The organism is Pseudomonas sp. (genome assembly GCF_017744435.1).
GTDB lineage: Bacteria > Pseudomonadota > Gammaproteobacteria > Pseudomonadales > Pseudomonadaceae > Aquipseudomonas.
In genome coordinates, this window is record NZ_JAGIBG010000020.1 from 1 (window position 1) to 24,995 (window position 24,995).

General features: G+C 63.6%; 20 protein-coding genes. 6 read left to right on the plus strand and 14 right to left on the minus strand.

The window, feature by feature from the left end:
- Positions 1–215: 215 nt before the first annotated feature.
- Positions 216–1,112, plus strand: a complete 897-nt coding sequence (locus J7573_RS15135; protein ID WP_294336585.1) for a LysR family transcriptional regulator — start codon at positions 216–218, stop codon at positions 1,110–1,112.
- Positions 1,113–1,308: 196 nt separating this feature from the next.
- Entirely contained in the window at positions 1,309–2,604 is a 1,296-nt protein-coding gene (locus J7573_RS15140) for an MFS transporter (protein ID WP_294336586.1), read from the plus strand.
- A gap of 49 nt (positions 2,605–2,653) precedes the next feature.
- On the opposite strand, the gene J7573_RS15145 is transcribed toward J7573_RS15140, so the two are convergent.
- From J7573_RS15145 to J7573_RS15180, 8 genes are all read right to left on the minus strand, one after another.
- Positions 2,654–3,523, minus strand: a complete 870-nt coding sequence (locus J7573_RS15145) for an aldose 1-epimerase (protein ID WP_294336588.1) — start codon at positions 3,521–3,523, stop codon at positions 2,654–2,656.
- Positions 3,523–4,443 carry a DMT family transporter gene (locus J7573_RS15150; protein WP_294336590.1) on the minus strand — a complete coding sequence of 307 codons (921 nt, stop codon included), beginning with the start codon at positions 4,441–4,443 and terminating at the stop codon, positions 3,523–3,525. The genes J7573_RS15145 and J7573_RS15150 overlap by 1 nt, the downstream gene beginning before the upstream one ends.
- An 80-nt stretch (positions 4,444–4,523) precedes the next feature.
- Positions 4,524–5,804, minus strand: coding sequence for a TRAP transporter large permease (locus J7573_RS15155; RefSeq protein ID WP_294336592.1), 1,281 nt, complete (start codon positions 5,802–5,804; stop codon positions 4,524–4,526).
- The gene (locus J7573_RS15160) at positions 5,805–6,332 is read right to left on the minus strand and encodes a TRAP transporter small permease (protein WP_294336594.1); all 528 of its coding nucleotides are present in this window, start codon (positions 6,330–6,332) and stop codon (positions 5,805–5,807) included. It abuts the gene before it with no gap.
- Between the two features lie 68 nt (positions 6,333–6,400).
- On the minus strand, positions 6,401–7,372 hold the full coding sequence (locus J7573_RS15165; protein WP_294336595.1) for a TRAP transporter substrate-binding protein: 972 nt from the start codon (positions 7,370–7,372) through the stop codon (positions 6,401–6,403).
- Positions 7,373–7,446: 74 nt separating this feature from the next.
- The gene (locus J7573_RS15170) at positions 7,447–8,322 is read right to left on the minus strand and encodes an SMP-30/gluconolactonase/LRE family protein (RefSeq protein ID WP_294336597.1); all 876 of its coding nucleotides are present in this window, start codon (positions 8,320–8,322) and stop codon (positions 7,447–7,449) included.
- 25 nt (positions 8,323–8,347) lie between these two features.
- A complete protein-coding gene (locus tag J7573_RS15175) occupies positions 8,348–9,154 on the minus strand; it encodes an NAD(P)-dependent oxidoreductase (RefSeq protein ID WP_294336600.1) in 807 nt (268 codons plus the stop codon).
- A 211-nt stretch (positions 9,155–9,365) separates the two neighbouring features.
- Entirely contained in the window at positions 9,366–10,610 is a 1,245-nt protein-coding gene (locus tag J7573_RS15180; protein ID WP_294336601.1) for an OprD family porin, read from the minus strand.
- Positions 10,611–10,948: 338 nt separating this feature from the next.
- On the opposite strand from J7573_RS15180, the gene J7573_RS15185 reads away from it, so the two are divergent.
- On the plus strand, positions 10,949–11,785 hold the full coding sequence (locus tag J7573_RS15185; protein ID WP_294336603.1) for a hypothetical protein: 837 nt from the start codon (positions 10,949–10,951) through the stop codon (positions 11,783–11,785).
- A 98-nt stretch (positions 11,786–11,883) separates the two neighbouring features.
- On the opposite strand, the gene J7573_RS15190 is transcribed toward J7573_RS15185, so the two are convergent.
- The 4 genes from J7573_RS15190 to J7573_RS15205 form a co-directional block, all read right to left on the minus strand.
- Positions 11,884–13,314, minus strand: coding sequence for a PLP-dependent aminotransferase family protein (locus tag J7573_RS15190; protein WP_294336606.1), 1,431 nt, complete (start codon positions 13,312–13,314; stop codon positions 11,884–11,886).
- A 16-nt stretch (positions 13,315–13,330) separates the two neighbouring features.
- Positions 13,331–14,761: an L-lactate permease gene (locus tag J7573_RS15195; RefSeq protein ID WP_294336608.1), complete on the minus strand. Its 1,431-nt coding sequence runs from the start codon at positions 14,759–14,761 to the stop codon at positions 13,331–13,333.
- 182 nt (positions 14,762–14,943) lie between these two features.
- Positions 14,944–16,194 carry a ribonucleotide-diphosphate reductase subunit beta gene (locus tag J7573_RS15200; RefSeq protein ID WP_027918055.1) on the minus strand — a complete coding sequence of 417 codons (1,251 nt, stop codon included), beginning with the start codon at positions 16,192–16,194 and terminating at the stop codon, positions 14,944–14,946.
- A gap of 587 nt (positions 16,195–16,781) precedes the next feature.
- The gene (locus tag J7573_RS15205) at positions 16,782–19,661 is read right to left on the minus strand and encodes a ribonucleoside-diphosphate reductase subunit alpha (RefSeq protein WP_103449482.1); all 2,880 of its coding nucleotides are present in this window, start codon (positions 19,659–19,661) and stop codon (positions 16,782–16,784) included.
- 658 nt (positions 19,662–20,319) lie between these two features.
- Between J7573_RS15205 and J7573_RS15210 the strand changes: the two genes are divergently transcribed.
- Entirely contained in the window at positions 20,320–21,018 is a 699-nt protein-coding gene (locus J7573_RS15210) for a response regulator transcription factor (protein WP_294336618.1), read from the plus strand.
- Complete coding sequence (locus tag J7573_RS15215) at positions 21,015–22,616, plus strand: ATP-binding protein (protein WP_294336620.1); 1,602 nt, start codon at positions 21,015–21,017, stop codon at positions 22,614–22,616. The genes J7573_RS15210 and J7573_RS15215 overlap by 4 nt, the downstream gene beginning before the upstream one ends.
- Before the next feature lie 3 nt (positions 22,617–22,619).
- Here J7573_RS15215 and J7573_RS15220 read toward each other — a convergent pair whose 3' ends face one another.
- Both J7573_RS15220 and J7573_RS15225 read right to left on the minus strand, forming a co-directional pair.
- A complete protein-coding gene (locus tag J7573_RS15220) occupies positions 22,620–23,321 on the minus strand; it encodes a 4'-phosphopantetheinyl transferase superfamily protein (protein ID WP_294336622.1) in 702 nt (233 codons plus the stop codon).
- Between the two features lie 50 nt (positions 23,322–23,371).
- Positions 23,372–24,166, minus strand: coding sequence for a dienelactone hydrolase family protein (locus J7573_RS15225; protein ID WP_294336625.1), 795 nt, complete (start codon positions 24,164–24,166; stop codon positions 23,372–23,374).
- A 129-nt stretch (positions 24,167–24,295) separates the two neighbouring features.
- Between J7573_RS15225 and J7573_RS15230 the strand changes: the two genes are divergently transcribed.
- Positions 24,296–24,901 (plus strand): outer membrane beta-barrel protein, encoded by a 606-nt coding sequence (locus J7573_RS15230; protein ID WP_294336627.1) that lies wholly within the window; start codon positions 24,296–24,298, stop codon positions 24,899–24,901.
- Positions 24,902–24,995: the final 94 nt, after the last annotated feature.

A 24,995-nucleotide genomic window follows, 5' to 3' on the forward strand; every position in this document is an offset into this window, starting at 1 on the left:
GGTCCATGCGGGTTCCTGGGCATCTGGGGTGCGGGGATTATCGGCTATTTGCGTTGCCTGTGCGGGCCTCTTCGCGGCTAAAGCCGCTCCCACTGGGATATCACAGGTTTTGAAAACTGTGCGGTCCCTGTGGGAGCGGCTTTAGCCGCGAAGAGGCCCGCACAGGCAACGCAAATAGCCGATAATCCCCGCACCCCAGATGCCCAGGAACCCGCATGGACCAGATCCACCTGATGAAGGTATTCGTCGCTGTCGGCGAGCTGGAAAGCTTCGCCGCTGCTGCCCGTCGCCTGGACATCTCACCCGCCGCCGTCACCCGTGCCGTCAGCGCCCTCGAAGAACAGATCGGCGTCAAGCTGCTGCTGCGCACCACCCGCAGCGTGCGCCTGACCGAGGCGGGCAGCCGCTACCTGGAAGACACCCGGCATATCCTCGCCAGCATCCATGAAGCCAACGAAGCCGCGGCCGGTATCAACGCCACGCCCAAAGGTGAGCTGGCGATCACCGCGCCGATCCTGTTCGGCAAGAAGTTCGTCATGCCTTGCATCGTGCGTTACCTGCAGCAATACCCCGAGGTCGATGTGTCGGCGTACTTCCTCGACCGCGTGGTGAACATGGTCGAGGAGGGCATGGATGTGGCCGTGCGCATCGGGCCGCTGCCTGACTCCGGCCTCAAGGCACTGCGCGTAGGCCGGGTGCGGCGGATGCTGTGCGCATCACCCGACTACCTCGCACGCATGGGCGAGCCGCAGCATCCGTCGGACTTGCCGGACCATGCAGTGATCGCCACCACCAACCTCTCGCCGCGCGCCGGCTGGCGCTTCGGCCTGGCCGACGAACCGACCCTGGTGCGCATGAAGCCGCGGCTGACGGTCACCAGCAACGATGGTGCTATCGCTGCGGCAGTGGGCGGGTTGGGCATCGCCCGGCTGCTGTCGTATCAGGTGGTCGATGAACTGGCCAGCGGCCAGTTGCAGGTCATTCTCGCCGAGTATGAAGAGGCGCCATGGCCGATCCATGTCTTGCACCGCGAGAGCAAGTACGGCTCGGCCAAGGTGCGTGCGTTCATCGACATGCTGGCGCAGGACCTGCGGACTCGGCAGCTGGATTGATCATTGAGGTCGTACAACGTGGCTGGATTCCCCTGAGGATAAATGCGAGGTTTCCCTTTTGGGCGATCAGGAATAATTGTTGTTGTACGACGACCTATGACGTGGCAATCTTCGCCTGAAACAATTTGTCTCATTTCGCCCTGCCGGCGCATGGGGCAGATCACCCGTCACTCTAAAAACAAGATTCAGGTGAACAATGAAGATCAAAGGCATCCGCTGGTGGATGGTCAGCCTTGTCACGGCCGGGCTCGTCGTCAACTACCTCGCCCGCAACACCCTCTCGGTGGCAGCCCCCACGCTGATGACCGACCTCTCCATCACCACCGAGCAATACGCCAAGATCGTCGCGACCTGGCAGATGTGCTATGCGCTCATGCAGCCGATCGCCGGCTGGCTCATCGATTTCATCGGTACCAAACTGGGCTTTGCCGTGTTCGCCCTGGCCTGGTCGCTGGCCTGTGCGGGGGCCGCCCTGGCCAGCGGTTGGCAGAGTATGGCGTTCCTGCGTGGGTTGCTGGGCATGACCGAGGCCGCCGGCTTGCCGGCCGGGGTCAAGGCCACCACTGAATGGTTCCCGGCCAAGGAACGCTCGGTCGCCATCGGCTGGTTCAACATCGGTTCATCGCTGGGTGCACTGCTGGCGCCACCGCTGGTGGTCTGGGCGATCCTGCACAGTGGCTGGCAGCTGGCGTTCGTCATCGTCGGTGTGTCCGGAGTGCTTTGGACCTTGCTGTGGATGCTGCTGTACAAGCATCCGCGCGATCAGAAGCGCCTGAGCGACGATGAGCGTGACTACATCCTGTCCGGCCAGGAAGCCCACTTCAAAGCCGAGCAGCGTGAGAAGGGGGCCTGGAAGCGCATTTTCAAGACCCGCAACTTCTACGCCATCGCCTCGGCACGCATCCTCTCCGAGCCTGCCTGGCAGACCTTCAACGCCTGGATTCCGCTGTACCTGATGACCGAGCGGCACATGAACATCAAGGAAGTGGCGATGTTCGCCTGGTTGCCGTTCCTTGCTGCCGATATCGGCTGTGTGCTCGGGGGGTACTTGAGCCCGATGTTCCATCGTTACTTCAAGGTGTCGCTGTTCACCTCGCGCAAGATGGTGCTGGTGTTCGGCGCCAGCTGCATGATCGGCCCGGCCTGCATCGGCCTGGTGGAAAGCCCGTACACGGCGATCCTGCTGCTGTGCATTGGCGGCTTTGCCCACCAGACCTTGTCGGGTGCGCTGTACTCGATTACCTCGGATTCCTTCAGCAAGGACCAGGTGGCGACTGCGACCGGCATGGGCGGGATGTGTGGTTACCTGGGGGCGGCGCTGTTTACCCTGGTGTTTGGCATCCTGGTCACGCAGATTGGCTACAGTCCGCTGTTCGTAGTGCTGGCGGCGTTCGATATCGTGGCGGCGGTGCTGGTGTGGAAGGTCGCACGCGAGGTGAATGGGGCTGCTTCGCAACGGCCATTGGCAGCGTCGACTGAGGCATTGGCGTAAGGCATGAAATCCTGGGGCTGCATAGCAGCCCCTGTCTCAGGCAGCGCAGTCACAACGCCTGATACTGCATCCTGAGTCCCAGGCTGGTTGCTTCGCCTCTCTGCAACAGTCTCAGCCCCGGTCGTCCCGGCAGATGATGCGCATTGATCGGGTGGCTCACCGGCTCGAAACAGAAGAACGGCTGCCCATGCGGGCAGAACAACAGAAAGTGCTCAGCCCCGCTGGCGCTGCACACCAGCCGATACCCCGCGCTCGGTTGCTCGATCACACAGTTGCCGGGCCATTCGCTGAAGGCATGGTCGACCACCGTTGTCGGCAGTGTCCGTGAGGTGGTGAAACTCCAGTGATCAGGTATCTCTGCTTGCCGTGACGGCAGCGCGCCATTCTCCGCCAACCACACGCTGCGCGCCTCAGCCTGTAGCCTTGTATCGGCATGGCGCGGAAAGTAGGGATGCAGCCCCAGGCCATACCAGGTAGCCGCCGAATCCAGATGCGTCACCTGCAGGTCGAGGCTCAGGCAGCCCTCGTGCAGGTGCACATCAAGCGTTGCCCGGTAGGCGAACGGCATTGTGCTGTCGAGGCTCAGGCGTGCGTGGTGCTCGCTGTGCTGCTCCACCTGCCAGGGTTGCTGCCAGCCACTGCCGTGGATCGGGTAGGGGTCATGCCCGGTGTTCGGTGCCAGGGCCAGCCAGCCATCAGGGCGCTGGAAGCCGCCCTCGGCGATGCGGTTGGACCACGGCGCCAGCGGGTAGCAGCCCAGGCGCCGCGGGCTGCCGCTGGCCAGGGCGGCTTCGTCGGCAGGGCGCAGCAGCGCCTGGCCGGTGGCGCTGGCCTGCCAGTTGACCAAGCTGGCACCCAGCTCGGGGGCGATGCTCAGGCGGGTAAGGCGGTCTTGCAGGTGCAGCAGGGGGACGCTCATCAAGGCCTCCGGTAAGTCAACAGGACGATGCCGCACACCACCACGGCACCGCCAAGCAATTGCATGCCACTGAGTTGCTGGCCGAGCAACGCCCAGCCCAGCAGCAGCGTGGCAATAGGTTCGACGTTCATTACCGGTGCGTTCTGCGCCATGTTCAGCTTGGGCACGCAGACGAACAGCAAAGTGAAGGCCACGCCATACAACACCACCAGGCTGGCCAGCGCCATCCAGCCGCTGGCGCTGCCCGGCAACGACAAGCCGGCCGGCATCACGCCGCTGATGCCGGCGACCAGCATGCTGGTGAACACGATCAGCAAGGTCAGCAGGCTGCGCACCGGGCCGCGTACGGCGGCCAGCTTGTGGTCGGTGATCCACAGGGCACAGGCGAACACACAAGCGGCGCAGAACGCCAGGCCCACACCCAAGGCCCAGTGCGGGTTGGCGTCGCCACCGTTGGCCAGGCGTGCCGGTACATCCAGCGCCAGCACAAGGCCACACAGGATCAGCCCCATGAACAACAGCGTGCGCCCGCTCGGGCGGGTACCGCCCAGTGCCCAGGTCAGCAGCGCCAGGAGCATGGGGAAGGTGTTGCCCACCAGTAGCGCCAGGGCCACCGGAATGCGTGCCACTGCCGAATACAGGCACAGGCTCTGGGTCGCGATCAGCAGGCCCAGCAGCAGCTGCCAGCGCCGTGTGCCGGAAGGCAGGCCCAGCGGCTGGCGCTGCCACAGCACCAGGCTGGCCAGCACCAGGAAGGTGATGCCCGAGCGGCAGAGAATGGCCAGCAGCACGCCGGTGTCGTCGTCGAAGGCGATGCGTGCGGCGATGTGGTTGCCGGCGAACGAGCAGGCCAGCAGGGCCAGGAGGGCGATGGCCAGTTTGCGCGGGAAGAGGGTTGCAGCAGAAGAGGAGACAGCCATGTGCAGGATCCGTTTGCATGGGAAATCCAGGGGCTGCTTTGCAGCCCATTCGCGGGCACGCAAAGCGGCCCCCATTGCGATTACAGGACGACGCTCGGCAGCCACAGCGAGATGGCCGGAATATAGGTCACCGCCATCAGCACCAGGAACAGCGCCACGTAGAACGGCAGCAGCGCCTTCACCGTGGCCTCGATGCTGACCTTGCCAATCGCCGACCCGACGAACAGCACCGCTCCTACCGGCGGAGTAATCAGCCCGATCCCCAGGTTGACCAGCATGATCATGCCGAAGTGCACCGGGTCCACGCCGATACCGGTAATCACCGGCAACAGGATCGGCGTGAGGATCAGGATCAGCGGCGCCATGTCCATCACCGTGCCCAGCAGCAGGAGCATGAAATTGATGCACATCAGGATCACGTAGCGGTTGTCCGACAGGGTCAGGAACGCCGTGGTGATCTTCGACGGGATCTGCATCAGGGTCATCACGTAGCCGAAGCTGGCGGCGAAGGCGATCAGGATCATCACGATCGAGATGGTCCGCACCGTGCGGTGCATCAGCTTGGGCAGGTCGCGCCACTTGTAGTCGCGGTAGATGAACATGGTCACGAAGAACGACCACACCACGGCCACGGCAGCTGACTCGGTCGCGGTGAACACGCCCGACAGAATGCCGCCGAGGATGATCACCATGGCCATCAGGCCCCACAGCGCTTCACCGGCAATCTTCAGCGCCTCGCGCAGCGGGATCACCTCGCCCTTGGGGTAGTTGCGCTTCTTGGCGAAGATCAGGCACAGGCCCATCATCACCGCGCTCAGCAGCAGCCCGGGCATCACCCCGGCCATGAACAGCGAAGCGATCGACACCGTGCCGCCAGCCGCCAGCGAGTACAGCACCGAGTTGTGGCTGGGCGGGGTCAGCAGCGCCTGCACCGAGCCGCTGACGGTCACGGCGGTGGAGAACTCGCGCGGGTAGCCCTTGCGTTCCATTTCCGGGATCAGCACCGAGCCCACCGACGCGGTGTCGGCCACCGACGAGCCGGAGATGGCGCCGAAGAAGGTCGACGCGGTGATGTTCACCAGCGACAGCCCGCCACGCACGAAGCCCACCAGCACCCCGGCGAACGCCACCAGGCGCCGCGACATGCCGCCCTCGGCCATGATCGCGCCGGCCAGTACGAAGAACGGAATGGCCAGTAGCGAGAACTTGTTAACCCCACTGGCCACCTGGATCATCATCGCCTGCAGCGGGATGTCGATGTACCACGCACCGATCAGCGCCGACAGGCCCAGGGCATAGGCCACCGGCATGCCCAGCAGGATCAGCGCAATGAAACTGCCCAACAGAATGAACGCATCCATTTACGCCGCCCCCTCGTTTTCGTCCACCAGGTCGAACCGCACCACCTTGCGCTGGCTCTGGTCGCCCAGCAGGAGTTTTTCCAGCACGAAGATCAGCGTCAGCACACCACCAACCGGGATCGGCGCGTAGCTCATGCCCACCCGCACACTGGGCAGCGAGGCCATGTACTGGTTCCAGGTGGTGACGCACAGCTTGAAGCCGTACCAGGTCATGAACACACAGACGCCGACCATCAACAGCTGGGTGAACACCGCCACCAGCCGGCGCAGCGGTTCCGGCAGGCGGTCGGTGACCATCGCCACGGCCATGTGCGCGCCAGCGCGGTAGCTGGCGGCCGCGCCGATGAAGGTGAACAGCACCATCAGCAGGATCGACACTGGCTCCGGCCAGCTGGAGCCGGTGCCGAGCACGTAGCGGGCAAAGATGCCCCAGGGAATGATCAGCGACATGGTCAGGATCGACAGCCCGGCGACCCAGATGCAGGCGCGGTAAAGGGTGTCGTTGACGCTCAGGAAAAGCATTTTCATAGGCATCACCAAAGCGGCAGGGCGACGGGCGTCGCACTGCCGAGGTCATCTTGGGAGGAGGGCCGGGATTACTGGACCGCGTCGATACGCTTCATCAGGTCGGCGTACTGCGCACCGTACTTCTCGCGCACCGGGGCGGTGGCGTCGTAGAACGGCTTGGTGTCGACGCTGATGAACTCGACGCCGGCGGCCTTGAGCTTCTCTTCGCTGGCGGCGGACTTGGCGTCCCACAGCGCGCGTTCTTCCATCTGCGCTTCGCGGGCGAGTTTCTTCACCAGCGCCTGCTGCTCGGACGTGAGCTTGTTCCAGGTGGTCTTGGACATCACCACCGGCTCCGGCAGGATCAGGTGGTTGGTCAGGGTGAAGTACTTGGCGCTCTGGTAGTGGTTGTGTTCGAGCAGGGTCGGCGGGTTGTTCTCGGCGCCGTCGATCACCCCGGTCTGCAAAGCGCTGAAGATCTCGCCGGTGTCCATGGCGATGCCGTTGCCGCCCATGGCGTTCATCATGTCGATGAACAGCGGGTTGCCCTGTACACGAATCTTCATGCCTTTGAGGTCTTCAAGGCTGCGCACCGGTTTCTTGGTGTAGAGGCTGCGCGAGCCGCCGTCCATCCACGCCAGCGCCACCAGGTTGAATTCGGAGTTGGTGATCTTGTCGAGGATCTCCTGGCCGATGTCGCCGTCGATGACCTTGCGCATGTGTTCATGGTCACGGAACACGAACGGCATGTTGAACACGTTCACGTCCGGTACTACCGGGCCGACGATGCCGAGGCTGACGCGGGTCATCTGCACGGCACCGATCTGCGCCTGCTCGATCACTTCCTTCTCCGAGCCGAGCACGCCGCCGGCGAACATCTTGAAGGTGATTTCGCCATTGCTGGCCTGTTCGAGCTTCTTGCCCATGTTCTGTTCGGCGACCACGGTCGGATAACCGGCCGGGTGGATCTCGGCGAACTTGATGTCGAGTGCCGAGGCCGGCAACGACAGGCTGAAAGCGAACGGGAGTACGGCAAGAAGCAGCTTGCGTTTGAAGGTCATGGTGAAACTCCGTGTTTTTTATTATCTGGTTTCGCGCGTGAGTGTTGGGTGCTGCAGGGTTGTGCAGGTCGCGTTCAGCCGTGCCAGGCAGGTTCCTCCAGGCCTTGGACGCCGGGGCGCAGGGCGAACACGCCACCAGCCAGGGGCTGGTCGCTGAGATCGCTGCCTGCAGGGCGGATCGAGGTGACGAACAAGGTGTCGAGGTTGGCGCCGCCGAAGGCGCACATCGCCGGTTTCTTCACCGGCACGCTGAGCGAACGGTCGAGGCGACCATCTGGGGTGAAACGGTGGATCTGCCCGGCGTCGTTGCCGCAGATCCAGTAGCAGCCGTCTGTGTCGATGGCGGCGCCGTCGGGGCGGCCGGGGAAGGCGCGCATGTCGACGAACAGCCGCTGGTTGTGCGGCGTGCCACTGTCGATGTCGTAATCGAAAGTCCAGATCTTCTGCACGTTGGGGTGCGAATCGGACAGGTACATGCGCGTGCCGTCCGGGCTGAAGGCCAGGCCGTTGGGCACGATCATGTCCTTGAGCTGCTGGTGCAGCTGGCCTTCGCCGTCGACCCGGTACAGCGCGCCGACGTGGGCGCCTTGCTGCATGTCCATGGACATGCTGCCGGCCCAGAAACGGCCCTGGCGGTCGCAGCGGCCATCGTTGAAGCGCATGCCGTGTTGCGGGTGTTCGACTGCGGCGAACAGGCGGCTGTCGAGGCTGCCGTCGGGCTGGGGCTGCAGCTGGAAGATGCCGCTTTCCATGCCGGCGACCCAACCCTGCTCGGTGCGGGCGATGCAGGCGAGCATCTCGTCGCCCTGCCAGACCTGATGGGCGCCGTCCTGCCAGCGGTGCAGCTGGCGGGCCGGGATGTCGACCCAGTACAGGGCCTGTTCGCTGGGGTGCCACACCGGGCTTTCACCGGTGCCGTTGCGGGCGTCGACGATCAGTTCGCAGTGCATGCTGGAGCCTCCTGGCAGGGCGGTGTCAGCTGAATGGGCCGGCAGCGACGAAGGCGCCACCCTGGTAGACCATGCTTGGGTCGTCGGCAGCAGGCGCGGGTTTGGCCTCTACTGCGGCGCGGAACACTTCCGAGGTGTCCTTGGGCTGGTAGCCCAGGTGCGCGGCATGGCGGTTGTCCCACCACACGGTACGGTTGTCGGAGGCGCCATAGACCACGGTGTGGCCGACATCGGCGGTGAACAGGCCGCGCTCGATCAGCTGGGTGAGGTCGTCGTAGCTCAGCCAGGTGCTGAGCATGCGTGGGTTCTGTGGTTCGTCGAACGACGAGCCGATGCGGATGCTGACGGTCTCGATGCCGTAGCGGTCGAAGTAGAAGCTGGCGACATCCTCGCCATAGCACTTGGACAAGCCGTAGTAGCTGTCGGGCCGGCGCAGGGCATGGGCGTCGATTGGCTGGTCCTGGCGGTAGAAGCCGATCACGTGGTTGGAGCTGGCGAAGATGATGCGCCTGACCCCGTGCTTGCGTGCGGCTTCGTAGATGTGGAACACACCGCAGATGTTGGGGCCGAGGATGTCTTCGAAAGCATGCTCGGTGGACACGCCACCGAAGTGGACGATGGCGTCGACGCCTTCGACCAGGGCATGGACCGCAGCCTTGTCGGCCAGGTCACAGGGGATCACTTCTTCATGGGGGCCGGCGGCGGGGGCCATCGGCGCGATGTCGGAAAGGCGCAGGACTTCGGCGCAGCCATTGAGGCGTTGGCGAAGCACCTTGCCCAGGCCGCCTGCGGCTCCGGTGAGCAGCAGGCGCTTGAAGGGGGTGGTGGTCATGGCGGCTCTACTTGTGATTGTTGTAAGTTGTCGTATGACTGTGCTGATTATCGGCAGCGATTTCCGGGGTTGTCAATGCTGCTTGTGTGACTCTCTCGGGCCTCTTCGCGGCTAAAGCCGCTCCCACAGGGATCGCGCCGTGCCTCAGGACATCGCTGTACCTGTGGGAGCGGCTTTAGCCGCGAACACGGGCGAAGCCCGTGCCATGCGATCACAGCAACGACAGGGGATAGTTGACGATCAACCGGTTCTCATCGAACTCGTTGTTGCTGTAGTCGCGGCGAATGGTCGAGTTGCGCCACTTCACGCTCAGGTCCTTGAACGGCCCGCTCTGGATCACATAGGCCAGTTCCGACTCGCGCACCCACTCCTTGCCATCGGTCACCGCCCCGGTGTGCACATCGCGGCCACTGATATAGCGGTTCATCAAGGTCAGCCCCGGCACCCCGAGCGTCACGAAGTTGAAGTCATGGCGCACCTGCCACGAGCGCTCTTCGGCATTGTCGAAACTGGAGTTGTAGCTGTCGTTGGCCAGGGTTCCGCCGCTGGTGCCGTTGACCCGCATCCAGGTATCGCCATCGACTTTCTGCAGCCCGACCCAGAAGGTGTTGCCGCCGTACTTGGCCGAGAACATGCCCGAGTAGGTCTTGTTGTCCAGCTTGCCGGCGCGTTCCGAGCCGTCCTCGCCACCGTGGAAGTAGCCCAGGTTGGCGCCGAGGGTCCAGGCGCCCAGCGGCTGGCTGTGGCTCAGCTGCAGGTACTGCTGCTCGTAGACATCCTTGAGCACCGCGTTCCACAGCCCGACCAGGGTGCGGTCCTGGTTGAACTTGTACTCGCCGCCAACAAAATTGAAGCGGTCCGACACGCCGCCGCCGTAACTCATGTCTTCCATGCTCGCGTCGTTGCGCGGGCTGTTGCCGCGGAACTGGCCGCCATACAGGGTCAGCCCGGCAATTTCGTTGGAGGTCACCTGGCCGCCGCGAAAGGTCTGCGGCAGCGAGCGGCCATCGTCCGAGCGCAGGATAGGCAGCACCGGCATCCATTCGCCGATCTTCAGCTCGGTCTTGGAGATACGCGCCTTGCCTGCCACCGCCAGTCGGCCGTAGTCATCTGCAGGCTTGCCATCGTCATGGCGCGGCAGCAGCGCCGTGCCATAAGTGCCGCCACCGCCATCGAGCTTCAGCGACCACAGCCCCAGCACGTCCGCGCCGAACCCCACTGGCCCCTCGGTGAAGCCGGAGCGGGCATCGAGAATGAAGCTCTGGGTCCACTCTTCGGCCTTGCTCTGAGGGTTGCTGGGGTTGGTGAAGTTGCGGTTGATGTAGAAGTTGCGCAGGCCCAGCACGGCCTTGCTGTCTTCGACGAAGCCCTGGGCGAGGCTGGTGCCCGGCATGCCGCCGAGCAGGCTGGCGCCAACCAGCGCAAAGGGGAGGGTTGTCTGGCAGATTTTCGACATGGGATGGGTCCGCTGCTGTTGTTTTTGTTATGTGTTGTCGTACAACTGCGGCGTTTTTTATCAAGCTGAAAATCAACTGTCAACGCTAGCGGACTCAATAAATTCACGCCGTCAAGTGAAGAATCACCGGCGAAGGCTCTAGTTCAAGGACTTGGATGAATTTAAAGTCATACTATGACGGCGAGCACATTGATGGGGTTGCGACAGCGTCAGTCGCAGCATCTTTGCGGTATTCGACTGGGGCCGGATTCCGATAACTGCTGAACAAATTGCAACAAGGCATGTCTCATGGCCAGCAGAGACATGACGTTTAATTCCACAAGCAAGGAGGCTCTACCATGCAACCCACCCCAGCCACGTCCAGCGGCAAGCTGCTCGGCAGCTATGGCTACGGCAAGGCACTGATCTTCTGCATGTTCATTCTGGGCAGTATTTTCCTCGGCCTGGCCGCTTTCATCGGCTACCTGAGTGTTGCCAGTATTCAGAATTTCAACGGCCCCAAGAACCTTTTCTACGGCACCTTCGCCTTACTGGTGGTGCTTGGCGGGGTGATGTTCGCCTTGGCCCTGTGGCAGAAGAAGCTTCGCGTCGCACGCTATGAGGTGTACGAGAAAGGTATCTGCCAGATCATTGGCAGCGAGCGCGACTACGTGCCTTTCAGCGAGATGAACGACCTGTACCTGTTCGCCTCGGGCCAGACGGCAGTCGCCGGCCTGATCAACAACCTGGCGTACCGTCGCAACGACAGTGAAGCATTCCGCCGCGTCAATGCCCATCTCAAGGACTTGTACGGTTTCATCGACCTGGTGCGTGAGCTGCACCTGAACGAACGGCTGCCGCAGGCCATGGCTACGCTGGAGCAGGGCGGTGCCGTGCAGTTCAATTACATCGGCACGGGCCAGGTATGGAGCAAGCGCGTCAGCGGCAACTTCCTCAACGTCACCACCCAACCTATCCTGGTCACCCGCGATGCCCTTGAGGTCGAAGGCAGCAAGGTGCCCATGGCCAGCCTGCGCAGCATAGACCTCAGCGCCTGGACCGAACTGGTGGTGATCAGGGACGAGAGCGGCAAGACCGTGCTGTCCACTGCCGCAAACGGCATCATGAGCTTCGACCTGTTCCTCAATACCCTGCACAACCTGCTCGAAGCAGAGCCGGCCCGGGTCACCGCCTGAAGCCCTGGCACGATCCACTGTGGGAGCGGCCTTGCGCCGCGAAAGGGGGCGCGGCGCGCCCCCAGCCATCTTTCAGGTTTCGAGGCCGTTGCCTCGCCCTAGCAACCTTGTTTCACGGCCAGCTGCCGAGCGGTCTGCGCCAGTACCTCCAGCCCCTGTATCACTTCGGGCGTGATCACCCGCCCAAGGCACAGTCGCAGCCCGTTGCCGCACTGCCCATCGGCATGGAACATCCCGCTCCCGGCAACATGGCACCCACGTTCGCCGGCAAGCCGCTGCAACGCAGCCATGTCTGTCCCGGCGGGCAACTCGAGCCAGTGGATGAAGCCGCCCTGCGGTGGGATGTAGCGCGTCCCTGCAGGAAACTGCGAGAGAACCCGAGCTGCCATCGTCGCTGTCTGCGCGGCCAGACGTTCCCTGAGCTTCGCGCAGTGGGTTTCCATGTAGCCGCGCCCGATGAACGCGTCCAGTACCCGTTGCGCCAGGCTCGACACCGCGAGATTGCGTGAAAACATCTGGGCCAGTATTGCATCCCGATAGCGCCCCGCCACGCACCAGCCAAGCCGATAACCAGGTGCAACAGTCTTGGAGAACGATGAGCAGTAGAGGGTCTGCCCTGTCTTGTCATAGTGCTTGATGGCCTGCGGGCGCAGGTGTTCGGGTACCAGGTCGAAAAACAGGTCGTCTTCGATGATCGGCACCTGCGCCGCCTGAGCCAGTTGCGAAAGCCGCGCCCGCGCCGCGTTGGGCATGATGAAGACGCGCGGGTTCTGTAGCGTCGGGTTGAGGAAGATCACATCGACCTTCTTCTGCGCCAGCGCGTGTTCCAGGTGATCGAGGTCCATGCCGCTGTCGGCATGGGTGCGGATGGGCAGGGCACGCATCCCCAGGCGCTCGATGGTTTGCAGAATGCCGTAGTAGGTGGGAGTCTCGATGGCCACGATTGCCCCGCTGTCGGCGACAGCCGCCAGGGCCAGTTCCAGGGCCACGGTGTCGCCCGAGGTCACCAGGATATCGTCCGGGCCGCACGCCACGCCGCGGGTCAGCATCAGGCCGGCAATACGCCTGCGCAGTGAAGCGAGGCCGGGCGGGGCGATCAGGCCCGCCAGCGATGCATCGGGCTTGCTGGCCAGCGTCGCCAGGCATTTGTTCAATAGCACCTCGGGCGTCAGCTCGTCGTGCAGAACGGCAGAGCTCAACGACAGGCTGGTGTGTGTGGCCGCTTGAGCGAGCATGGCAACCACGGCGTGATTGACGTTGACGCTGACACTGGCGAGATCGAACTGCCGAGCCCCCGTGGCGCCCTTGGCGACAAAGTAGCCGACCCTGGGCGTGGCCTGCACGTAGGCATTGCTCTCCAGCTCCGCCAGTGCGCGTTGCACGGTGGCGATACTGCTGCCGAACATGCGTGCCAGTTCACGCACCGAGGGTAGTTGCGTACCGGCCGGCCAGTCGCCGCTTTCGATCTGGCGCAATAGCCAGTCCTTGAGGGTGTGCCAGCGTTTGTCGGGCCTGGGGTTCCGTTCCATGGGGGCTCGCGTCGGGTCAGGTGAAGGCTCCCGAAAGGTAGAGCAAAAGCCCACCGGATGCAGCAACCACCACGATATTCAGCAGCACCAGGGCGAAGGCGAAGCGAATCAGCCCGTGTTCCTCTTCACGGCTGGCGCCCGCCAGCCCGGTGATCAGCGAGAGGATCGACAACGACCCCAGGGCCCCGTGCCCGGCGGCACTGTTGACCATGGCCGCCAGCCATGGCCCGTGAGCGCTGGCCAAGGCTGCGATGGACGGCATCACCAGTGTGTTGCCGCCAACGTTCGACCCGGTGACATACCCAGCCAGCCCCGCCAGGAGTGAGACCGTGGAGACCTGCCATACGCCCGACAGCGCCTGCAGGGCACGCTGTGCCTCGATCAGGAAACCTGCCTTGACCATCACTTGGGAGAGCAGCAGGAACAGGAAGATGGTCGCCACTGGAAAGCGTGCCCGGGTGAACAGAACATTCCAAGTGAATGCCGACCGCTGCCGAGCGACCATCATCACGGTCACCAACAGTAGCGCAAGTCCCGGCGATGCCAGCGGCTTCCAGGACACCGACGCACCCTGGACCACCCACAACCCATCCCAGCCCGTGACCAGGAACAGCCCGCGCGATGTGATGATCACCCCGAGCAGTGCCAAGTATGGCCAAGCCGCCTGTGGCCAGCGCGCCAGCCCCCCGCGACGCGCATACGAAATGCCCAGCCCCACGCAGGCCACCGTCAGGCCGGCCAGCACCCCCGACACCTCTGGCCCGACCCAGCGGTTGCTTGCATACAACACCGCACTGAACAGCATTGCAATCACCGTCAGCCCTACCCAGGCCCGTGCGCTGCGAACGCCGGCCAGCCCCAGGGCCACGGCTGCCAGGCAGAGGAATACCGGCGCACTGACCAGTGCCGAATGGTTGCCCAGTTCCGCTGCAGGCACGTGCGCCAGCAGTGCCCCGATCACCGTGGCCAGCCCCAATGTGCCCCATGGCATGATCACCATGCCCGCCAACGCCATCTTCATGCCGATCTGCCGTGAAAACAGGCCCATCAGCAGCGGTACGGTGGCGATCAGCGAGACCCCGAAGCCGGTCATCGCCTCCAGCAGCGGTGCCAGCCCCAGCAGGATGAAGATCACCTGTGCCGGCGGTGTCCAGCCAAGCTCGCGCACCCAGGCCCCGATCGCCTGCGGCGCGCCCGCACGCTCGACCAGGATGACGAATGCCAGGCCAGGGATGATGACGCAGGCGGTGCTGAAGAACAGGATCAGGGTGTCTTGCAGGATGCTCGCCGACACGGCTGTCGATAACGGCTGCGCGGCGCCCAGCCCCCACAGCAGCAACACCCCGGCAACCCCGGCCAGCGCCGCCTGCACCGGCGGGCGGCGCAGCAGCAGGATCAGGGTGATTACCAGCCCTATGGGGGTCATCTGCAACAGTAGAGCAGCCATGATGCGGGTTCCTTCAGCCAGCCGGGGGAGTCAGCGATGGTGAAGGGCGGCGGGGGGCGGCAACAGATACAGGCCTGGGGGCTTTTTCAATACAGCCCTGGTGTCTTCAGGCGCTGGTGCCAAATGCGCGGCAACAAAAAAGGCTGCCATTCGGCAGCCTTCTCGATACTCAGCCCGGACAATCAGTCCCAGCTCAACGCACCGCCAGTCTGATACTCGATCACACGCGTCTCGAAGAAGTTCTTCTCTTTCTTCAAGTCCATGATCTCGCTCATCCACGGGAACGGGTTGGTAGTCCCTGGGTACTCTTCCTTCAGGCCAATCTGGGTCAGGCGACGGTTGGCGATGAACTTGAGGTAGTCCTCCATCATCGCTGCGTTCATGCCCAGTACGCCGCGTGGCATGGTGTCACGGGCGTATTCGATTTCCAGCTGGGTCCCTTGCAGGATCATCTGGGTCGCTTCTTCCTTCATTGCCGCATCCCACAGGTGCGGGTTCTCGATCTTGATCTGGTTGATCACGTCGATACCGAAGTTCAGGTGCATCGACTCGTCACGCAGGATGTACTGGAACTGCTCGGCGACGCCGGTCATCTTGTTGCGGCGGCCCATCGACAGGATCTGGGTGAAGCCGCAGTAGAAGAAGATGCCTTCCAGGACGCAGTAGTAGGCGATGAGGTTGCGCAGCAGCTCTTTGTCGGTCTCGACGGTACCGGTGTTGAATTCCGGGTCGGAGATGGCGCGGGTGTACTTCAGGCCCCAGGCGGCTTTCTTCGCGACCGACGGGATCTCGTGGTACATGTTGAAGATCTCGCCTTCATCCATGCCCAGCGACTCGATGCAGTACTGGTAGGCGTGGGTGTGGATCGCCTCTTCGAAGGCCTGGCGCAGGATGTACTGGCGGCACTCCGGGTTGGTGATCAGGCGGTACACGGCCAGGGCCAGGTTGTTGGCAACCAGGGAGTCGGCGGTGGAGAAGAAGCCGAGGTTGCGCATGACGATGCGGCGCTCGTCTTCGGTCAGGCCGTCCATGCTCTTCCACAGGGCGATGTCGGCGGTCATGTTGACCTCTTGCGGCATCCAGTGGTTGGCGCAGCCGTCGAGGTACTTCTGCCAGGCCCAGTCGTACTTGAACGGTACCAGCTGGTTGAGGTCGGCGCGGCAGTTGATCATGCGCTTTTCGTCAACGGCAACGCGGGCCGAGGAGCCTTCCAGCTCGGCCAGGCCTTCGGCGATGTCGAGGGCGTCGAGGGCGGCCTTGGCGCGCTTCACCGCGTCGGAGTCGGCGGCGGTGGCGGCACGGGCTTCCAGGGCGGCGGCACCGCCGGCGCTGTCGAGCTTGTCGAGGGTGGCGGCGGCAGTGGCCTGCGCAGGGGTGTTGCCTTTGGCGGCTACTTCGCCGTCTTCCTTGTCGAATTCGTCCCAGCTCAGCATGGTGATTGGCTCCTGCTTGAGGGCTGCCCTGGGGCAACCGGTTGGATTTTAAGAATGTGATGCCTGACGCAAGGCCGTTACGGCGAATGGACAGCTCGAGAGGCTGACTCTCGTTACATCTGGTTCGTGCCTGGCCAGGCCTCGGGGAGGGGCCAGGGACTTGAATGGGTGCCCTTTTCAGAGGGGGCGGAGTATACCGGAATTCGCTTTTGATCGGGGCGCATGTCTTGCGGGCGAGGGTAAATTTTCGACCGGTTCTGTGCGCGTCCGTTCAAGGAATCTCGTGTCGTCTTCTACGGGGAAGGAGTTTAGCGGCAAATAGTGAGAAGCACTACATGTTGTGGCTATTTATTATTGCGGCACAAGATGATGGGCTTGAGTCACCCTTGTAGGAGCGGCCTTGTGTCGCGAAAGGGCCGCCTAGCGGCCCCGGCAATCTCGCGGTTGAGCAGAGTTTGCTGGGGCTGCTGCGCAGCCCTTTCGCGACACAAGGCCGCTCCTACAAGGGCAGCGTTTCAGCGAGCCATTTTGCGGATACAAAAATGCCGCGAGGGGCACCCATTGGGCACCCCGCGCGGCATCAGGCCTTACTGGCAGGCTTCGCAGTCAGGCTCGTCGATCGCGCAGGCCTTCGGCACTGGCGCTGGGCCGGCTGCCTGGATCGGGGCGCTGTCGCCGCCGCTGGAAACGGCGTTGAGCTTGCCGGTGTTGATGGTCGACTTCTCGGTGCTGGTCGCGGCCAGGGCACGGAGGTAGTAGGTGGTCTTCAGACCACGGTACCAAGCCATGCGGTAGGTCACGTCCAGCTTCTTGCCCGAGGCGCCGGCGATGTACAGGTTCAGCGACTGAGCCTGATCGATCCACTTCTGGCGACGGGAGGCGGCGTCGACGATCCACTTGGTCTCGACTTCGAACGCAGTGGCGTACAGGTCTTTCAGCTCTTGCGGGATACGCTCGATCTGCTGCACCGAACCGTCGTAGTACTTCAGGTCGTTGATCATCACCGAGTCCCACAGGCCGCGGGCCTTCAGGTCGCGCACCAGGTACGGGTTGATCACGGTGAATTCGCCCGACAGGTTCGATTTCACGTACAGGTTCTGGTAGGTCGGCTCGATCGACTGCGACACGCCAGTGATGTTGGCGATGGTCGCGGTTGGCGCGATGGCCATGATGTTCGAGTTACGAATGCCTTTCTGCACGCGGGCACGGACCGGCGCCCAGTCCAGCGACTCTTCCAGGTTGACGTCGATGTACTTCTGGCCACGGGCTTCGATCAGGATCTGTTGCGAATCCAGCGGCAGGATGCCCTTGGACCACAGCGAACCCTGGAAGGTCTCGTAGGCGCCACGCTCGTCGGCCAGGTCGCAGGAAGCCTGGATCGCGTAGTAGCTGACCGCTTCCATCGACTTGTCGGCGAACTCGACGGCAGCGTCGGAGCCGTACGGGATGTGCTGCAGGTACAGCGCGTCCTGGAAGCCCATGATGCCCAGGCCGACCGGGCGGTGCTTGAAGTTCGAGTTACGCGCTTGCGGCACCGAGTAGTAGTTGATGTCGATCACGTTGTCGAGCATGCGCACGGCGGTGTTCACGGTGCGTTGCAGCTTGGCGGTGTCCAGCTTGCCGTCGACGATGTGGTTCGGCAGGTTGATCGAGCCCAGGTTGCAGACCGCGATCTCGTCCTTGTTGGTGTTCAGGGTGATCTCGGTGCACAGGTTCGAGCTGTGGACCACGCCCACGTGCTGCTGCGGCGAACGCAGGTTGCACGGGTCCTTGAAGGTCAGCCACGGGTGGCCGGTCTCGAACAGCATCGACAGCATCTTGCGCCACAGGTCTTTGGCCTGGATGGTCTTGAACACCTTGATCTTGTTGTACTCGGTCAGGGCTTCGTAGTACTCGTAGCGCTCTTCGAAGGCCTTGCCGGTCAGGTCGTGCAGATCCGGCACTTCCGATGGCGAGAACAGGGTCCACTTGCCGTCATCGAAGACGCGCTTCATGAACAGGTCAGGGATCCAGTTGGCGGTGTTCATATCGTGGGTACGACGACGGTCATCACCAGTGTTCTTGCGCAGCTCGATGAATTCTTCGATGTCCAGGTGCCAGGTTTCCAGGTAGGCACACACGGCGCCTTTGCGCTTGCCACCCTGGTTCACGGCGACGGCGGTGTCGTTGACCACTTTCAGGAACGGCACGACGCCCTGGGATTTGCCGTTGGTGCCCTTGATGTAGGAACCCAGTGCACGCACAGGGGTCCAGTCGTTGCCCAGGCCACCGGCGAATTTCGACAGCATGGCGTTGTCGTGGATCGCGTGGTAGATGCCCGACAGGTCGTCCGGCACGGTGGTCAGGTAGCAGCTCGACAGCTGTGGACGCAGGGTACCGGCGTTGAACAGGGTCGGGGTCGAAGCCATGTAGTCGAACGACGAGAGCAGGTTGTAGAACTCGATCGCACGGGCTTCTTTGTCTTTCTCTTCCAGCGCCAGGCCCATGGCCACACGCATGAAGAACACCTGCGGCAGCTCGAAGCGCACGCCATCCTTGTGGATGAAGTAGCGGTCGTACAGGGTCTGCAGGCCCAGGTAGGTGAACTGCTGGTCGCGCTCGTGGTTGATCGCCTTGCCCAGTTTTTCCAGGTCGAAGTCGGCCAGTGCCGGGTTCAGCAGCTCGAACTCGATACCTTTGGCGACGTAGGCCGGCAGGGCCTTGGCGTACAGGTCGGCCATCTCGTGGTGGGTGGCGCTGTCGGCGACGTTGAGGAAGCCCAGGCCTTCGGCGCGCAGGGTGTCCATCAGCAGGCGGGCGGTGACGAACGAGTAGTTCGGCTCACGCTCGACCAGGGTACGGGCGGTCATCACCAGGGCGGTGTTGACGTCCTTGATGGCCACGCCGTCGTACAGGTTCTTCAGGGTTTCGCGCTGGATCAGGTCGCCATCGACTTCGGCCAGGCCTTCGCAGGCTTCGCTGATGATGGTGTTCAGGCGCGCCATGTCCAGCGGCGCCAGGCTGCCGTCGGCCAGGGTGATGCGGATGCTTGGGTGCGGCTCGACCACGGCGTCGGTGTGGGCGCGGGTGGCACGCTCCTTGGCGCGCTGGTCGCGGTAGATCACGTAGTCACGGGCGACCTTCTGCTCGCCGGCACGCATCAGGGCCAGTTCGACCTGGTCCTGGATTTCTTCGATATGGATGGTGCCACCCGATGGCATGCGACGCTTGAACGTGGCAGTGACCTGCTCGGTCAGGCGCGCGACGGTGTCGTGGATGCGCGACGAGGCAGCGGCGGTGCCGCCTTCAACTGCGAGGAACGCCTTGGTGATGGCCACGGTGATCTTGTCGTCGGTGTAAGGGACGACAGTGCCGTTGCGCTTGATCACGCGCAGTTGGCCCGGAGCGGTGGCGGCCAGATCCTGGTTGGAATCGGCGGCCTGCGGCGCCTTGGCCTGCGGGTTCTCGCGAGTTGTGTCGGTTTGCATGGGTGGGTGTCTCCACAGTTTCTATAGTGTTCAGGCGCCTTCTGGGCGCCCACCGTTCCGTCCACTTGCTCGATGGCCTTGGCGAGGATGCGTCATGCACGCGCATCCACCCGCTCGGGCGTACCGACTTCGGGACAGATCAGGAAATGGGGGCAAGAACCTTGCCGCTCCCTGGCCGAAGTCAAATGCCCTGGGGTAAGCCAGAGCAGGCTGTTCAGTATCCGCTAGGAGCGGTTGGATCGATGAAACCACGACGAGTTCTGCCAGAAAAATCGCTTGAATTTTTCTGCTGACTCATGCTTGGCGTTGGTGACTGAAACCCAACATCTAGTGGTTTGCTGTGCTGGGGATACAAGATAATGCGGTACAGGGGTCTTTGCAAGGCGACCGCCTGTGGATAACTTGTGCGTACTTTGTGAGTGAATAGTGGGTAATCGCTGTAGGCCTAGTGCCAAGTGGCGTGCACTATTTTTCTCTCGGTCGCTGCCCCCAGGCAGAATTTTTCGGGCGCAAACCCTAGCACAAAAAACGGTTCAGTCGAGGCTGCCGCCGGGCAGGTTGGCAGTGCCGGCGGGCGGCACGTAGTATCCGGGGCTGATGTTGCCTTTTGGTTAAAGGCCGGTACCGACAGAAAAACAACAATTCAAAGGCAGGGGCCATGGACCAACCCAGCAACCGAATCCTCATCGTCGAAGACGACCAGCGCCTGGCCGAGCTCACTGCCGAATACTTGCAGGCCAACGGCTACGAGGTCGCCGTGGAAGGCGATGGCGCCCGCGCCGCGCGCCGCATTGTCGACAGCCAGCCGGACCTGGTGATCCTCGACCTGATGCTCCCTGGCGAAGACGGCCTGAGCATCTGCCGCCGCGTGCGTGGCCAGTACACCGGCCCGATTCTGATGCTGACGGCCCGTAGCGACGAACTCGATCAGGTCCAGGGCCTGGACCTGGGGGCCGACGACTACGTGTGCAAGCCGGTGCGGCCGCGCTTGCTGCTGGCGCGGATCCAGGCCCTGCTGCGGCGCAGCGAAAGCCCTGAGACCAAGCGCCACGACCTGGCCTTCGGCCCGCTGCGCATCGACAATCGCCTGCGCGAAGCCTGGCTCGACGCGCAGCAGATCGACCTCACCGGCGCTGAATTCGACCTGCTCTGGCTGCTGGCCAGCAATGCCGGGCGGGTGCTGACGCGCGAACAGATCTTCACCGCCTTGCGCGGTGTCGGCTACGACGGCCAGGACCGCTCCATCGATGTGCGCATTTCCCGGATTCGCCCCAAGATCGGCGACGACCCGATCCACCCGCGACTGATCAAGACGCTGCGCAGCAAGGGTTACCTGTTCGTCGGCGATGCCCCATGAACCGCTCGATCTTCCTGCGCATCTACGGCGGCATGCTCGCCGTACTGGTGCTGGTGGCATTGCTCGGCGCGCTCAGCCTGCACCTGGTCAACGAAGTGCGCGCGGCGCAGCATCGCGAGCGACTGGCCCAGGGCACGTTCAGCCTGATGGCCGATAACCTGGCGCAGCAGAACGAAACCGAGCGCAAGCGCTCGTTGTTGATGTGGGGGCGTTTGCTGGGTGTGCCGCTCGAACTGCAGCCGATGTCGGCGCGCACGTTGGATGGCGGCCAGCGCGCCCGCCTGTACCGTGGCCTGGTGGTGGTGGAGAAGACCGGGCCGCACGCCGCCCAGGTGCTGCGCAAGATCGGCCAGGAAGACCTGTTGCTGGTGGCTCAGGTCAAGCAGGTCAGCGAGCAGCTGGCGCGTGCCACGCTCTATCTGCTGGCCGATGAGCTGGTGCGCTACCCGGTGACCGAGCAACAGCAACGCCTGGCAGAGATAACCCGGAGCAAGGGCTTCGGCTTCGGCGTCGCCTTGCAACGTATCGAGCGGGTCGGCCTGGACGATGATCAGCGGCGCCGGGTAGAGGAGGGGGACACGGTGATGGCGCTGGGCCGCGATGGCGATTCCATCCGCGTGTTCGCCGGCCTGCCGGGTTCTCCACTGGTGCTGGAGATCGGCCCGCTGTATCAGCTCAACCCTTATCCGCCGCAGTTGCTGATCCTCATAGCCTTCCTCGGCCTGTGCCTGATCGGCCTGGTGGTGTACCTGCTGGTGCGCCAGCTGGAACGGCGCGTGTCGGGCATGGAAATCGCCGCCACACGCATCGCCCAAGGCAGCCTGGACACCCGTGTGCCGGCCGGTGACGCCGATTCGGTTGGGCGCCTGGCCGCTGCGTTCAATGGCATGGCCGAGCACCTGCAGCGTTCGCTGAACATGCAGCGTGAGCTGGTGCGCGCGGTGTCCCACGAACTGCGCACGCCGGTGGCACGCCTGCGTTTTGGCCTGGAGATGATCGAAAGCGCAACCACCGAGCAGGCCCGCGCCAAGCACCTGGCCGGCATGGATGGCGATATCCAGGACCTCGACAAGCTGGTCGACGAGATGCTGACCTACGCACGCCTGGAACAGGGCGCGCCGGCGCTGAAATTCCAGCGTGTCGAACTGGATGCCTTGTTCGACCGGGTGATCGAAGAGCTGGCGCCGCTCAACAGCAAGGTCCGTTTGTTGCGTGGGGCGTGCCAGACCAGCGACGGCTGCTGGGTCGAGGCCGAGCCGCGTTACCTGCATCGTGCGCTGCAGAACCTGGTGAGCAATGCCCTGCGCCATGCTGGCAGTGAAGTACGCCTGAGCTACCAGCTGGGCCAGCAGCGTTGCCGCATCGATGTGGAAGACGATGGCCCGGGCATCCCCGAGGGTGTCTGGGATCGCATCTTCACCCCCTTCACCCGGCTCGACGACAGCCGCACCCGTGCTTCCGGCGGGCATGGCCTGGGCCTGTCGATCGTGCGGCGGATCATCTACTGGCATGCCGGCCGCGCCACGGTTGGGCGCAGCGAGGCGCTGGGCGGGGCCTGCTTCAGCCTCAACTGGCCGCGTGAGCAGGCGCCGCAGTAGGGCTCAGACGCTGATCAGGCTGAGCAGGTGGCCATCCTGCAGGCAGAACTGGCCTTCCACTTCGGCGCCGTGTCGCCACTCGGGTGACAGGTCGGTGAGCAGGCGCAGGCGCGCCAGGCCATCGCCGGACCATTCCAGCACCTCGGCGTGCTCGAAATAGAAGCGCTGCCGGGTCAGTGGGTAGAGCGCCTTGAACAGGCTTTCCTTGAGCGAGAAGGTCAGGGTGACCGTCAGGCCCAGCTGGCTACGGTCCAGGCGCTCGCGTTCGGCAGGCGTCAGGATCTCGCCCATCAGCCGCTCGGCGCGCTCATCCTCCAGCAGCGCTTCCTGGTCCAGGCCCAGGCTGCGGCAGGCGCCATCGGCAGCGACCACGGCGGCGGCCCAGCCTTTGCCATGGGTGATCGAGCCGTGGATACCTGCGGGCCAGATTGGCGAGCGGTCCTCATGGGTGCCGGGGATGTAGTCGCGGCCATCCAGGCGCTGCAGTGCGGCGCGGGCGCAGACACGGCCGGCCAGGTACTCGGCCTGGCGCTTGGCCACCGAGCGTTGCAGGCTGGCGCTGGGCACGATGCCAGCGCGCTGGAAGTCATCGGCGGCCAGAAGGGCAGGGTCGAAGGCGCAGCTGACCAGCACCGCGCCGGGCAGCGGGCGGGGCAGGGGCCAGTGATGCTGGAGCGGGGCGCAGCAGGCGGGGAGTGTGTTCATGGCGACTATTGTGCCAGCCATGAGTCCTGCTAAGCAGCCCCGGCGATCTTTTACTTGAACACCTGCTTGAAGAACGCCTGCATGTCTGCCCAGGAGCTCTTGTCTGCCGCCTCGTTGTAGCCAATGTCAGGCCCACCGTGATCGCCATGGCTCAGGCGATCCGCATCCGGGTTGGTGAACCCATGCTTGGCGCCCGGAATGCTGACGAACTGGTAGTTGACCTTGGCCGCATCCATCTCTTTCTTGAAGGCGTCCACCTGCTGCGGGGTGACCATGCTGTCGTCCGCACCGTGTTCGACCAGCAGGTAGGCCCGCACCACGCCAGGCTCGGTGACCGGTGTCTGGGTGGCCAGCGCGCCGTGGAAACTCACCACGCCATCCAGCCTCGCGCCCCGGCGCGCGGCATCCAGTACCACCTTGCCGCCAAAGCAATAACCCACTGCGCCGAGCTTGTGCTTGTCGGTGTAGGGTTGTTTCTTCAGCAGCTCGAGCCCGGCGTCGAAGCGCCTGGCAGCTGCTTTGGGGTCCTTCATCGCCTCGGCCATGAACGCCTGGGCGTCCTGCGGGTGCTCGGTGTGCTTGCCTTCGCCATACATGTCGATGGCCAGCGCGCTGTAGCCCAGCCCGGCAAGGTCGCGGGCCCGGCGTTTTGCATAATCGTTCAGCCCCCACCATTCGTGCACCACCAGCACACCCGGGCGCTCGCCCTTCACGGCGTCGTCGTAGGCGTAATAGCCGATCAGCGCGGTGCCGTCAGCATCTTGGTAACGGATCTCGCGGGTCTGCACCGCCGCTTGGGCGAGGGCGGCGCTGCACATCAGGGTCAGGGCCAGCAGGGCACGCATGTTCACTACTCCTTGTTTTGCCAACAGATCGTTCAGCCGCGGTTCAGCCAGGGTTCAGCCGTGGTTCAGGGCACCCTGCTTACTCTAGCTTCCAGACCGCAACACTGCCTTTATCTGGAGTACCGTGCCATGAAAACCTTCAACTCCCTGCTCGCCGCCATGGCTGTCTGTGCCGCTGGCATCACCAATGCCCAGGCTGCGGAAGAGAACTTCGCCAGCCTGACTTATGGTCAGACCAGCGACAAGGTGCGCAAGTCCGGCCTGCTGCAGAGCAATACCGACCACCTGAACGCCGATGGCATCATTGGTAAGGACGATACCTGGGGCGTGCGCCTGGGCAAGATCAATGATCAGGCCCGCTACTACCTGACTTACGACAACGTTTCCGGTGACCACAGCGGCTACAAGCTGCGCCAGGAAAACCTGCTCGGCAGCTACGACCTGCTCCTGCCGGTGGGGGACACCACCAAGCTGTTCGGCGGCGGCAGCCTGGGCATGACCAAGCTGACCCAGGATTCGCCGGGGGCCAGCCGTGATACCGACTACGGTTATGCAGTAGGGCTGCAGGCCGGGGTGATTCAGGAGATCACCGACAATGCTTCGATGGAGCTGGGGTACCGTTATCTGCGTACCAACGCAGAGACCGAAGTGGGCGCCAGTGGTGGGCCAAAGGAAGGCACCTTGCGCCTGACCAGCAGTGCACAGACCTATCTGGCGGCAACCTACAAGTTCTGACCAGCGAGCCGGGTTATCCTGTACTGGCCCTTTCGCGGGTGAACCCGCTCCCACAGGGACTGCACAAGTTTCGAAGATTGTGCGATCGCTGTGG